Source organism: Yersinia sp. J1 (assembly GCF_050586585.1).
GTDB lineage: Bacteria > Pseudomonadota > Gammaproteobacteria > Enterobacterales > Enterobacteriaceae > Yersinia > Yersinia entomophaga.
The window spans coordinates 301,572-314,201 of the sequence record NZ_JBOBDP010000001.1 but is presented as its reverse complement, the minus strand read 5'-3'; the positions used below and the strand labels follow the sequence as shown (position 1 = coordinate 314,201).

Sequence of the window (12,630 nt, the reverse complement as noted above, 5' to 3'; positions counted from 1 at the left end):
ACGCTTTCATCTCACCATTTTAATATTTCTATATTAAAATTTAATACATCCACACTCATAGCGTTCCCATCCGCCAAAGTAGTGACTCATCTCATATTACTATATGATTGTGGCCTAATTTTTGATTGATAATATGTTATCAATCCCAACGAATTGATTATAAAAGATTATTATGAACCGTGTAATTCTCGCTATGGGACGCGAAAAGTCCCTGCTCCGCCGTCATCCTTGGGTATTTTCTGGCGCCGTTGAACGTGTTGAAGGCAAACCGCTTCCTGGGGAAACCGTTGATATTATGGACAGCCGAGGTAAATGGCTGGCCCGTGGCGCGTATTCGCCAGAGTCACAGCTGCGTGCCCGCGTTTGGACTTTCCAACAGGACGAAGCCGTTGACAACGATTTCTTTATCCGCCGCTTACAGCAAGCGCAAAGCTGGCGGGACTGGATTGCGAAGCGCGACGGTCTGGACAGCTATCGCCTGATTGCCGGTGAATCTGATGGTTTGCCTGGCGTCACCATCGATCGTTTCCAAAACTTCTTTGTTCTACAACTGTTGTCTGCCGGTGCTGAATACCAGCGTGGTGCCTTGATCAACGCGCTACAGCATTGCTATCCGGAGTGTTCCATTTACGATCGTTCCGACGTATCGGTTCGTAAAAAAGAAGGTATGGAACTGACCCAAGGTCCTATTTTGGGGGATATTCCACCAGCACTGCTACCGATTCAGGAACACGGCATGAAACTGCTGGTCGATATCCAGCAGGGTCATAAAACCGGTTTTTATCTGGATCAGCGCGATAGCCGTTTGGCCGCTCGCAATTATGCCAAAGGCCGCCGCGTACTCAACTGTTTCTCATACACTGGCGCGTTCGCCGTTTCAGCCCTTATGGGCGGATGCGAGCAGGTTATCAGCGTGGATACCTCACAGGCGGCGCTGGATATCGCTAAACAAAACGTGGAATTGAACCAGCTTGATCTGAGCAAAGCCGAATTTGTTCGTGATGATGTGTTCCAACTGCTGCGGAATTACCGCACGCAAGGGGAAAAATTCGACATGATCATTATGGATCCGCCGAAGTTTGTCGAAAATAAAAATCAGTTGGCCAGCGCTTGCCGTGGTTATAAAGACATCAATATGTTAGCGCTACAGTTACTGCGTCCAGGCGGCATTTTGCTGAGCTTCTCCTGTTCAGGATTAATGCCAAATGATTTGTTCCAAAAAATTCTGGCCGATGCCGCGCTAGATGCAGGTTGTGATATACAATTTGTAGAGCAGTTCCGTCAGGCGGCCGACCATCCGGTTATCGCAACCTATCCGGAAGGTTTGTATCTGAAAGGTTTTGCCTGTCGAGTGATGTAACGTGAAGGTGATGTAACTTGAAATGTCCTGCGCTGCCCTCATATCAGAAGGCAGCGAAATGTTTTTCAGGAGGTTACTATGATCGCCAGCAAATTCGGTATTGGCCAGCAAGTTCGCCATAAACTACTCGGTTATTTGGGTGTTGTTATCGATATAGATCCCGAATATTCCTTGGATCAACCTCAACCTGAAGACGTCGTTAATAGCGATACTCTGCGATTAGCGCCTTGGTATCACGTTGTTATGGAGGACGATCGCGGTCAGGCGATACATACTTATCTGGCAGAGGCTCAGTTGGCCTATGAAGTACAGGAAGCTCATCCTGATCAACCTTCATTAGACGAATTGGCGGTTTCTATTCGCGATCAGTTACAGGCACCGAGATTACGGAACTAAGGCTTATCGCCTAAACGTTAAACCTGATGAAAACCCAACCTCAGCGTTGGGTTTTTTTATCGTTTCTTTCCATTTCCTTGCCCTGACGCCAAGACAGCTTATTGAGATAGCGCATGCAATGATTTTAGGCTTTTTCCAAACCCAGGCGCGGAATCTCAATTTTCGGGCAACGATCCATCACCACTTTAAGACCCGCATCGGCCGCTAGCACCGCCGCTTGTTCATTAATCACACCAATCTGCAACCACAACACCTTGGCGCCAATGGTGATGGCCTCCTGCGCGATGCCGTAAGCCGCTTCGGCGTTACGAAACACATCCACCATATCAACCGGATGAGGGATATCCGCCAGTTGACCGTAGGCCGTTTGCCCCAATAAAGTTTGCCCCGCCAGCTTCGGACTCACGGGAATCACCTGATATCCCTGAGAAAGCAGGTAAGCCATCACGCCATAGCTTGGGCGACCAGGATTATTACTGGCTCCGACTAATGCGATAGTTTTGGTTTTTTTGAGTACCTCAGCAATATCATTGTCATGCATATTTCAGTTCCTCTGATGTGCATAATAAATAGAACTTATTTCACCGGTTCGTGTCCCAAAAGAGCGCGGGATCGGGTCGATTATCTCAGTGTATATCATCAGCCAAAGAGGCTGAAAAGAAAGCCGACAATTGACTTCGTTTAACCTTGATCAATGTATTTTCTGTTAAATTACATTGTTTTTTCCTTTTAAATTCAAAAATATAAACATAAGCAAATAATACAAAAAGTGTCGAAATGTAATTATAATGATGTGAGGGATAATCTTTGGCGCATTATCTTGCTTATCTGACAATACAAAGATTGGGCAAAAGGAGTGGAACATGAAAATCGGTCTTATGGTTATCGCAGTTTTAATCGCCTGCGCTAGCGGTTCGGCGCTGGCAACGACGTTAAAACTGTCGCCTGAGATTGACTTGCTGGTCGTTGACGGTAAAAACATGTCCGGTTCTTTGCTAAAAGGCGCGGAAAGTCTGGAGCTGAACAGCGGCCAGCATCAAATACTGTTTAAAGTTACTAAAAATCTTCCGTCCAGCACACCTGCCCAAATGTTTTACACCTCACCGCCGCTGATCGTGGTGTTTAATACCCAAAACGTGAAATCTGTCGCCATCCACCTTCCAACGATTACTAATACGCAAGAAGGACAGAAATTTTCTCATCACCCGCTGTATCAACTGATTGATCACAATGCTCATATTCTGCCGGTACGTTCTGATATGCTGCATCCGGATGATTTAACCAGTAGCGCTTCTCTGGAAAACATCATGGCAATCTATAACTTAGGCAATCATAAAGCCTCGGTTCCCTCTTTCGCCGCGATTCCCCCTTCAACCGTTAGCGCGGTGCCCGGTACAACGCTACCCGCAGCAGGCAACGGCATCGCCGACAAAACTACGCGCCTGAACGGTGAGAACGTTTCTGAGCAAATGCTACAGTATTGGTATTTGCAGGCAGATAAAGAAACCCAACAGCGGTTTTTGCTTTGGGCCAGGAAACACGCGGCAAAACAATAGGCGCTGTTGACTCACGTGTTTGTCAGGATAACCCCCTATTCTCTCGCGCAGGCTCGCCAATGAAAGCGGCCAAAAGTCGAATGCGGCAGAATCTGATGTGAATATCGTATTTTTCAATCCCTTCTCGCAATTTCTTGCGCTCCCTCTATGCACCAAATTCCAGTTTCAGTAATCTGTCGGGAAACCTCAGTTATTTAAGGATTTTCATGGAACTGACTACACGAACCGTTGCGGCGAGGAAACATATCGCCCTCGTGGCTCATGATCACTGTAAAAAATCGCTGCTTGCCTGGGTTGAAGGCAACAAAGAGCTACTGGCGCGACACGAACTTTATGCCACAGGCACCACTGGAAATCTGGTGCAACGTGCCACGGGGATTCCGGTACGCAGTATGCTCAGCGGGCCAATGGGTGGCGATCAGCAGGTAGGCGCGCTGATTTCAGAAGGGAAAATTGATATGTTGATTTTCTTTTGGGATCCGTTAAATGCGGTGCCGCACGATCCCGATGTAAAAGCGCTGCTGCGTCTGGCCACAGTGTGGAATATTCCAGTCGCCACAAACCGTTCTACCGCTGATTTTCTCGTCTGCTCGCCGCTATTCGATCGGGAGATTGAGATTGCTATTCCCGATTACCAGCGCTACCTGCAAGATCGTCTGAAATAATCCGCCCGCCGCGGGCCAAAGCCTGCGGGGGCAACCATTTCCTGTCAGGGTTTCTTCTGTACTGACACGCCAAGATCGCGTAACTGGCTGACAAAGACTGAAGGGCGATCGCTGTCTTGTAATAACCACACTTGATGTTTAGCCCGCGTCATGGCGACATACAGTAAACGCCGTTCCTCCGCATCGGGAAAATCTTCCGGTTGCGGCAAGAGTACGTCTTCCAACACCGACTCTCTGGCTTCCGCCGGGAATCCATCGCTGCCTTCATGCAAACCAGCGATAATCACGTACTCAGCCTGCTGCCCTTTACTGGCGTGAATGGTCATAAAATCGATATTCAGTTTGGGCCAGCGCGTTTTGGCTTTCTGCAAAATATCCGGACGTAAATGATGATAGCGAGCCAAAATCATGATTCTCTCATCATGTTTAACATAGCCGCTCAGCTTATCCAGCAGCGCCTCAAGCTGTTCATGCGGCAGGATTACCACGGATTTTTTCGTGCCTTTACTCAGGCTGTTTAGCGGTTTTTTTAACTGATGAGGATTTTGTTGGATAAACTGATTGGCTATCTCACCAATGCGATCGTTAAAACGATAGGTGGTATCCAAAGCACATTCCGCTCCTTCACCAAAATGATGACTAAAGGCGGTGGTCAGCAAGAGTTCGGCTCCGCTGAAACGATAAATGGCCTGCCAGTCATCCCCTACGGCAAACAAAGATGTTTGGGTATTTTGCTTACGCAGAGCGGAAAGTAACACTGCGCGCTGCGGCGAGATATCCTGAAACTCATCCACCAGAATGTATTTCCATGGACTGACAAAACGCCCTTTCTCCAATAAATTCACCGCTTGATGAATCAAGCCGGAGAAATCAACCGCACCTTCGTCCTTCAACGCACTTTTCCACGCTTTCAGCAACGGAGCCATCAGGCGAATGCGTTTCTGGAACAGGTCGCGCACTTCCTCATCGGCTTGTTCAATCATTTCAGCCTGGCTACCGCCGTGCATCCGCATCAGGCCAAGCCAACGTTCCAGACGCCCTCCCAAACGCGCCGCCAGACGTTTATCTTGCCAGAAACTGCCTTCCGGCACGTCCCACTCCAACTCTTCGGTCAGCCACTGCCGCCAGCCTTTGGCTTGCGCTTTCTTTTCTTCACACTGCTGTTGCCAGTTTTTGATCAATAGCGAGCGACGCGCCTGACTGTCTGATTCCAGCTTACTGATAACCGGAGTTTTACGACTGCCCTGCTGAATAATATGCAGCGCCAACGCGTGGAAGGTTTTGGCCTGAATATCTTTTGTCCCCAAACGTTGCTTAATTCTATCATTCATTTCATCGGCAGCCTGACGCCCGAAAGCCAGCAGCAAGATTTGCTCCGGCAGCGCTTCCTGGCGATGTAACAGCCAACCGGCACGCGCCACCAGCACCGACGTTTTACCACTACCCGCTCCAGCCAATACCAATACCGAATCTTCCCCATTCACTACTGCCCGACACTGGGAATCGTTCAAAGGAGAGGTTTCAACCTGCTGGAAGAAGTCGCGGTGTTGTTCCAGCACGCGGTCGGTCCATTGTCGGTTACGCATCGCAACGCTCCGGGCACCCTGCTGTAACCAACGCAGGCACAGGGCATAATCGTCGCGGCACAGCTCAAATTCACTTAATCGCTCTATCGGCATTGGCAACGCGCCAAATGCTTGCTTGATGCTTTCTTGCAATTGCGCCAAATCCGAATGCTTAAACCATTTATCTTGTTGTTCAATTTTACGGATCGAAGCCACCTGGGCCTGGAGCACTTCTGCGCTAATCTGGCTCATTTCCTCGCTCCATTTTTGCCAGACGCCTAACAAATACTGATAGAAACGCTGAGTTTCCTGCCATTCGGTGCCGTGTAACCGGACAACCTGCTGCTGTGGCAGTTCAAACTCCAGTTCTCCCCATACGATGCCGCGTTTACATTGAATATTGACCAATTGATTAAACGGAATCAGATATTGATGTTTATCACCGCTCACTTCGATGCCAGCATTCAATAATCGCACCCGATTGTAGGGATGTTGAGCCAAATGCTTGCCGAAAGATGTCGCTTTAAGTTCCATATACCTGCGCCAAAACTAGTATTGAGGGAGTTTACGTATCAAAATGGAGTGTAAATAAAATAATTGAGTTTAAACAACAGCTATCAGATAGTTTACGGGTTATTGTCAAAAACGCGTAATAATGGGAAAAGGAAGATCACTTCTAGATTCACCCGCATGGCGGCTCTTCAATTTTATCAGGCAGATTAATCATTATGCGTACTGCATTGAACATTTTGAATTTTGTTTTAGGTGGTTTCTTCACAACGCTCGCCTGGCTGGTGGCTACGCTGGTCAGCGCCCTGTTGATCGTTACCTTACCATTAACCCGCTCTTGCTGGGAAATTACCAAGCTCTCCTTTCTGCCTTATGGCAATGAGGCGATCCATGTCAATGAATTATACCCGGAAAAAAGTAATGCTCTGCTAACAACCGGAGGTTCAGTATTGAACATTATCTGGTTTATTCTGTTTGGCTGGTGGCTGTGCATTTCCCATATTTTGGCTGGGATTGCCCAGTGCTTAACCATCATCGGTATTCCTGTCGGTATCGCTAACTTTAAAATAGCAGCGATAGCCTTATGGCCAGTCGGCCGCCGGGTGGTTTCGGTTGAAATGGCGCAACAAGCCAGAACCGAGAATGCTAAACGCCGCTTTCAGCAACGCTGATTAAGAATGATGCCTTACGCTCGAGTGAATCTGTTTTGCCCGAGTGTAAGGTTCGTTTTTTGCCTAAAAGCTATGTTGATTAGCCTAGGTAATGCTCAATTCGGTCAGGCTGTTTTGTTCGTTTTAGGGGTCTTTTGTGCTCACTTTTGTTTCTGATTTACGTCGCTATGCATATAACAGCAGCTTCCTGTATTACGTTCGTATTTTTATCGCCCTGACTGGCGCAACGGCGCTACCTTGGTGGCTTGGCCAACCCACACTGACTATTCCTCTGACTCTGGGAGTCGTAGCCGCGGCTCTGGCAGATCTGGACGACAGGCTGGTAGGACGCATCCGCAATTTATTGATTACATTGGTTTGCTTCTTTACCGCTTCTGCCTCCATTGAATTGCTCTTTCCCTATCCCTGGCTATTTGCTATTGGCCTGACTTTTTCGACCTGCGGATTCATTCTGCTGGGCGCGCTTGGACAACGCTACGCCACCATTGCCTTTGGCGCTTTACTGATCGCGATTTACACCATGCTGGGTACATCGATGTACGCTATCTGGTATGAACAACCGTTGCTTTTGCTGCTGGGGGCTGTTTGGTACAACCTGCTGACGCTAGCTGGCCATCTGATTTTCCCTATCCGCCCACTACAGGACAATATGGCACGCTGTTATCAGCAGCTTTCGTATTATCTGGAAGCCAAAGCCAATCTGTTTGATCCTGATATCGAAGCGAATGACAATCAGCCGCTGATCGCTGTCGCCATGGCCAACGGCGAACTGGTTTCGACCTTGAATCAGGCCAAGGTTTCCCTCGTAACCCGTCTGAAAGGAGATCGCGGGCAACGGGGCACCCGCCGTACACTGCACTATTATTTCGTCGCACAGGATATTCATGAGCGCGCCAGTTCCTCCCATGTACAATACCAAAGCCTGCGGGAGAAATTTCGTTTTAGCGATGTGCTGTTCCGCTTCCAGCGGCTGCTAACTATGCAGGCCAGAGCCTGCCAGCAATTATCGCAATCCATCCTCTTGCGTCAAAAATATCAGCACGACCCGCGCTTTGAGCGAGCGTTTACTCATCTGGACGCTACGCTTCTGCGAATGTCGGAAAAACATAAAAACCTTCCAGAGGTTAAAGCATTATCCTATTTACTTAGAAATCTGCGTGCCATTGACGCCCAGCTTGCTGGTATCGAATCAGAGCAAGTACTGGCCGAAGAAGCTAAGCCGGAAAATCGTCTGGCCGACGACCGTATTACCGGTTGGGGCGATATCTGGCTCCGAATCAGCCGCCACCTGACGCCGCAGTCAGCCCTATTTCGCCATGCGGTTCGCATGTCCGTAGTGCTCTGTATTGGTTACGCATTTATCCAATTCACCGGCATGCAGCACGGCTATTGGATTTTGCTGACTAGCCTGTTTGTCTGCCAGCCTAACTACAACGCCACCCGCCGCCGTTTAGCTCTTAGGATCATCGGAACCCTCGCTGGTATTCTGATCGGCTTACCTATTCTTTACTTTGTGCCTTCTCTGGAAGGGCAGTTGATTTTAATCGTCATTACCGGGGTACTGTTCTTTGCCTTCCGTAATGTGCAGTACGCCCACGCCACCATGTTTATTACCCTTTTGGTGTTACTGTGCTTCAACCTGTTAGGTGAAGGCTTTGAGGTCGCCATGCCACGTGTGATTGATACCTTACTCGGCTGCGGCATTGCCTGGGTCGCCGTTTCCTTTATCTGGCCAGATTGGAAATTCCGCCATCTGCCGGCGGTGGTGAACAAGACCTTCAACGCCAACTGCCGCTATCTGGACGCCATCCTGCTGCAATACCATCAGGGAAAGGACAACAGCCTGACCTATAGGATTGCCCGCCGCGATGCGCACAATAGCGATGCTGAGTTAGCTTCGGTTATTTCCAATATGTCCGCAGAGCCTAAGAATGACCGCAAAACACATGAGGCGGCATTCCGACTGCTGTGCCTGAATCACACCATGCTGAGCTACATCTCGGCGCTAGGCGCGCACCGCGAGAAACTGACCAATCCAGCCATTCTGGAGCTACTAAATGACGCTATCTGTTATGTAGAAGCGGCGCTTAGCGAAGAACCGGTGGACGATATCCGCATGAACAAAGCGCTGGCTGCCCTTTCGGCACGTAGCGCGCAATTCAGCCCCGATCCTGAAAGCAAAGAACCGCTGGTATTACAGCAGGTAGGATTGTTACTGGAACTGCTACCTGAGCTTGCCGTATTAAATAAACAAATTGGCCAGAGAAATTCGTAATTCATAAAAATAATGCGGTGATACTCACCTGCCAGTCACAGGTTGTTGATATTTTAGCGGCCTGTGACTCCCTTCACTCGGTTACGACTTAAAGGCATATCGCGTTACTCATCGTTGGTTGAACGTTCATCGCCTTCAGTTTTTATAACAAGCGCTGACCGGCATTCCTACATCATCGAACCATTCCATCAGCTCATTGCGAATTCGACGAGGTAAAACGGCATGATGATTGCCTGTAATAGCGCCGGCTAATGAGAGCAGGACATTGATCCCCAAGGACTTCCTCAAGGCCCTGAGCCTAAGATAAGTGCGTTTTGCTCCTTCACTCCTCAATTCATCCGCATTCTTTATACCGACTTTCCACAGTAAACGCTCAAGAGCAATGGTCACATTAGGCAAATCTTTCAGTCGATTGGTTTCCCTGCTTTTGGTAACGACATCTTCTTCTGCTCCTTGATAGGCCAATTGAGCAAATGCGGAAAGGTTGGATTCATCCTGCCATAACTCGGGCGTAATCCAGTAATAGCGCAACGTGACGGGAATGCCCCGTTTGGAATAAACCAAACAGCACATCCCGTAGGTTTTGAATGTGTATTCGGTACGTTCGTTTGCACGTAAATACATTTCGCCTTCAGAAACCAACGCAAACATGATGCCGTTAGCCAGCAAACCATACCCGCCAAATTGAGAACGAAATGTAATCGGGCCGAGAAAAGCAAAACGATCCTGAGCCTGGGCAATCCTTTTTTCTGATAAATGCTTCATCGCTACTCCTTTAGCAAATGATTAGCCTATAGTCCTAATTTTGATGCAATAAGTGTAAGAGGAACAACTAATTGCAAAAATACGCAATATAAATCGACTATCCAATTACAAAATTAATTTGCATTAAATTTCATCGCAAATTTGCGAAGCAGTTTGAAAAATTAGGTTGATCTTCCATCAAACACCCATTACTGTATATTCATACAGTATCACTACGGGCAGGAAATCACATGCGCACACATTCACTTAAACCTCATAATTCCAACAGTCATACTTTTGCTGCTAATACATTAGCAACAAGAACCATTTCCCCTGTGGGTAGCGGACTTATCAGTGAAATTGTTTATAGTGAGAATCAGTCCGCAGTGGTTCAACTGCTCGTTCCCCTGCTGCAACAATTGGGCAAACAATCCCGCTGGTTGCTATGGTTAACACCACAGCAGAAGCTTAGCCGTTTATGGCTTGAGAAATCCGGTTTACCCGTAGATAAAGTGGTGCAGCTAAGCCAGATAGATTCTTTATCTACCGTTGAAGCTATGGAAAAAGCGCTACAGACAGGAAATTACAGCGTGGTGCTCGGTTGGTTGCCTGATTTAACGGATGAAGACCGACTAAGGCTTCGCTTAGCTGCCGAGCAGGGAAATGCATATGGGTTCATTATGCGTCCGCAAAGTGACACAAAATCGAACCAAGGACAGTGTCCAACGCTAAAAATTCATTCTTATTTGTATCATTAAGTAAATTTAGGATTTATCCCATGAAATTTAACGTGAATTACATGGGAACCTCTGAATATCAGTGCAAAGCGAGTCATTACGCGGCTTGCAGCATAAAATATTGTTCTAAAAATGACCATTTTTATGCCAAAAGTGTTAAAAAACCTGCTCATTTTTGCTTTTTTTTCAGGCGGTTTATCACATCACACTTGTAACTTTCTCGCCACGTTGTAGACTTTACATCGCTAAGGTTGCTCTAAAACGCCAAATTAAACTGGCAGCGTGAATCAACGGGAGCGTTAAAACCTTAACGAAGAATTTTAACCAAGGGCTTGGCTTTACAAAAGCTCATTGCCTATTTGGATGATAACGAGGCGTAAAATGAAAAAGACAGCTATCGCATTAGCAGTGGCACTGGCTGGTTTCGCTACAGTAGCGCAAGCCGCACCGAAAGATAATACCTGGTACACCGGTGGTAAACTGGGCTGGTCTCAGTACCATGATGTCGGTACCGGCAGTGGTATCTACAACGAAAGCAACGACGGCCCAACTCACAAGGACCAACTGGGTGCAGGTGCGTTCGTAGGTTACCAAGCGAACCAATACCTTGGCTTCGAAATGGGATATGACTGGCTTGGCCGTATGCCTTACAAAGGCGACGTTACTAACGGCGCATTTAAAGCACAAGGCGTTCAGCTAGCCGCTAAACTGAGCTACCCAATTGCTCAGGATCTGGATCTGTACACTCGTCTGGGTGGTATGGTTTGGCGTGCAGACTCTAAAGCAAACGTGCCTAGCGAAAACTTCCACGCTAGCAACCACGACACTGGCGTTTCTCCGCTGGCAGCCGTTGGTCTTGAATACGCAGTAACCAAAAACTGGGCAACTCGCCTGGATTACCAATGGGTTAACAACATTGGTGATGCTGCTACCGTTGGTGCTCGTCCAGACAACGGCATGCTGAGCCTGGGTGTTTCTTACCGTTTCGGTCAAGATGACGCAGTCGCTCCAGTAGCTCCAGCTCCAGCTCCGGCTCCAGTTGTTGATACTAAGCGTTTCACTCTGAAATCTGACGTGCTGTTTGCTTTCAACAAAGCAACTCTGAAACCAGAAGGCCAGCAAGCTCTGGACCAACTGTACTCTCAGCTGAGCTCTATCGATCCTAAAGACGGTTCTGTTGTAGTTCTGGGCTTCGCTGACCGTATCGGTCAAGCTGCTCCTAACTTGAAACTGTCTGAAGCTCGCGCTCGCAGCGTTGTAGAGTACCTGGTATCTAAAGGTATCCCAGCAGACAAGATCTCTGCTCGTGGCATGGGTCAAGCTGATCCAGTTACAGGCAACACCTGTGACAACGTGAAACCACGTGCTGCACTGATCAACTGCTTGGCACCAGATCGTCGCGTAGAGATCGAAGTGAAAGGCATCAAAGAAGTTGTAACTCAGCCACAGGCTTAAGTTTACTTCTTAATAAAAACCCCGCATTGCGGGGTTTTTTTTTAACCGTTTTCGTCATCTAAAACCAAAAACCAGAATCGCAAGAAACGCCAACAAATAACGCCTGCTTCTCATTCAGTTTCTAATCGTCTTTACCCAAAATTGCCTGTAAATCTTGTTTCAGCGATGACATCTGATTGGCATATTTCTCTTTCCGTTCGGCATCTTCAATCAACATCACTACCGTTTCGGATAAAGTATGTCCTCTTCTGCGCGCCAATGCCGCCAAACGCTGCCAAACCAGGAATTCCAGATCGATAGATTTTTTGCGCGTATGCTGATGCTCGGCATTAAAATGGCGTTTACGTCTAGCCCTAATGGTTTGCTTCATCCGATTAGCCAAATCCGCATTCATATGCGCATCGATCCACTCAAGGACTTTAACCGGCTCGCTTTCCAGTTTCAGCAGTTGTTCAATCGCATCTTGAGCTGCGCTTTTTTCAACGTGGCGAGTGATAGGTTCACCTTCACGGTGTTTTTTCACCAGATAGGCCCATTTCCAACCGCTCTCAAGATTTTCCAATTGTTGATATTTCATCGTGATCTCTTCAGTGACCGCGTAACTTCAGTAAGCATAACAGCTTTATAGGAAATTTCCCCCTGCAAATCGCGTTCATTTTGGCTGTTTTTTGTACTTAAATATCAGGATGTCACACT

The 12,630-nt window shown here is 47.8% G+C and carries 12 protein-coding genes; 8 read left to right on the top strand and 4 right to left on the bottom strand.

Annotated elements, in window-relative coordinates:
- Positions 1-172 precede the first annotated feature (172 nt).
- Both rlmI and hspQ read left to right on the top strand, forming a co-directional pair.
- Complete coding sequence (gene rlmI, locus ACQ4OC_RS01350; RefSeq protein ID WP_064512974.1) at positions 173-1,360, top strand: 23S rRNA (cytosine(1962)-C(5))-methyltransferase RlmI; 1,188 nt, start codon at positions 173-175, stop codon at positions 1,358-1,360.
- A 78-nt stretch (positions 1,361-1,438) separates the two neighbouring features.
- Positions 1,439-1,756 (top strand): heat shock protein HspQ, encoded by a 318-nt coding sequence (gene hspQ / locus ACQ4OC_RS01345; RefSeq protein WP_064512972.1) that lies wholly within the window; start codon positions 1,439-1,441, stop codon positions 1,754-1,756.
- 124 nt (positions 1,757-1,880) lie between these two features.
- Here hspQ and ACQ4OC_RS01340 read toward each other — a convergent pair whose 3' ends face one another.
- Positions 1,881-2,297 carry a CoA-binding protein gene (locus ACQ4OC_RS01340; RefSeq protein ID WP_064512970.1) on the bottom strand — a complete coding sequence of 139 codons (417 nt, stop codon included), beginning with the start codon at positions 2,295-2,297 and terminating at the stop codon, positions 1,881-1,883.
- A 322-nt stretch (positions 2,298-2,619) separates the two neighbouring features.
- Between ACQ4OC_RS01340 and ACQ4OC_RS01335 the strand changes: the two genes are divergently transcribed.
- Together ACQ4OC_RS01335 and ACQ4OC_RS01330 are read left to right on the top strand one after the other, a co-directional pair.
- Entirely contained in the window at positions 2,620-3,312 is a 693-nt protein-coding gene (locus ACQ4OC_RS01335) for a DUF2057 family protein (protein ID WP_064512968.1), read from the top strand.
- Positions 3,313-3,518: 206 nt separating this feature from the next.
- The gene (locus tag ACQ4OC_RS01330; protein ID WP_064512966.1) at positions 3,519-3,977 is read left to right on the top strand and encodes a methylglyoxal synthase; all 459 of its coding nucleotides are present in this window, start codon (positions 3,519-3,521) and stop codon (positions 3,975-3,977) included.
- A 44-nt stretch (positions 3,978-4,021) separates the two neighbouring features.
- On the opposite strand, the gene helD is transcribed toward ACQ4OC_RS01330, so the two are convergent.
- Positions 4,022-6,076, bottom strand: coding sequence for a DNA helicase IV (gene helD / locus ACQ4OC_RS01325; protein WP_064512964.1), 2,055 nt, complete (start codon positions 6,074-6,076; stop codon positions 4,022-4,024).
- 194 nt (positions 6,077-6,270) lie between these two features.
- On the opposite strand from helD, the gene ACQ4OC_RS01320 reads away from it, so the two are divergent.
- On the top strand, positions 6,271-6,723 hold the full coding sequence (locus tag ACQ4OC_RS01320; protein ID WP_064512962.1) for a YccF domain-containing protein: 453 nt from the start codon (positions 6,271-6,273) through the stop codon (positions 6,721-6,723).
- 136 nt (positions 6,724-6,859) lie between these two features.
- Positions 6,860-8,998 (top strand): YccS family putative transporter, encoded by a 2,139-nt coding sequence (yccS, locus tag ACQ4OC_RS01315; protein ID WP_064512960.1) that lies wholly within the window; start codon positions 6,860-6,862, stop codon positions 8,996-8,998.
- Between the two features lie 135 nt (positions 8,999-9,133).
- On the opposite strand, the gene ACQ4OC_RS01310 is transcribed toward yccS, so the two are convergent.
- Complete coding sequence (locus tag ACQ4OC_RS01310) at positions 9,134-9,763, bottom strand: TfoX/Sxy family DNA transformation protein (protein WP_064512958.1); 630 nt, start codon at positions 9,761-9,763, stop codon at positions 9,134-9,136.
- 230 nt (positions 9,764-9,993) lie between these two features.
- Here ACQ4OC_RS01310 and sulA point away from each other — a divergent pair, with 230 nt between their 5' ends.
- Together sulA and ompA are read left to right on the top strand one after the other, a co-directional pair.
- Positions 9,994-10,500: an SOS-induced cell division inhibitor SulA gene (gene sulA, locus ACQ4OC_RS01305; RefSeq protein ID WP_064512956.1), complete on the top strand. Its 507-nt coding sequence runs from the start codon at positions 9,994-9,996 to the stop codon at positions 10,498-10,500.
- A 360-nt stretch (positions 10,501-10,860) separates the two neighbouring features.
- Complete coding sequence (ompA, locus tag ACQ4OC_RS01300; protein WP_064512954.1) at positions 10,861-11,934, top strand: porin OmpA; 1,074 nt, start codon at positions 10,861-10,863, stop codon at positions 11,932-11,934.
- A gap of 121 nt (positions 11,935-12,055) precedes the next feature.
- On the opposite strand, the gene matP is transcribed toward ompA, so the two are convergent.
- Positions 12,056-12,511, bottom strand: a complete 456-nt coding sequence (matP, locus tag ACQ4OC_RS01295; RefSeq protein ID WP_064512953.1) for a macrodomain Ter protein MatP — start codon at positions 12,509-12,511, stop codon at positions 12,056-12,058.
- Positions 12,512-12,630: the final 119 nt, after the last annotated feature.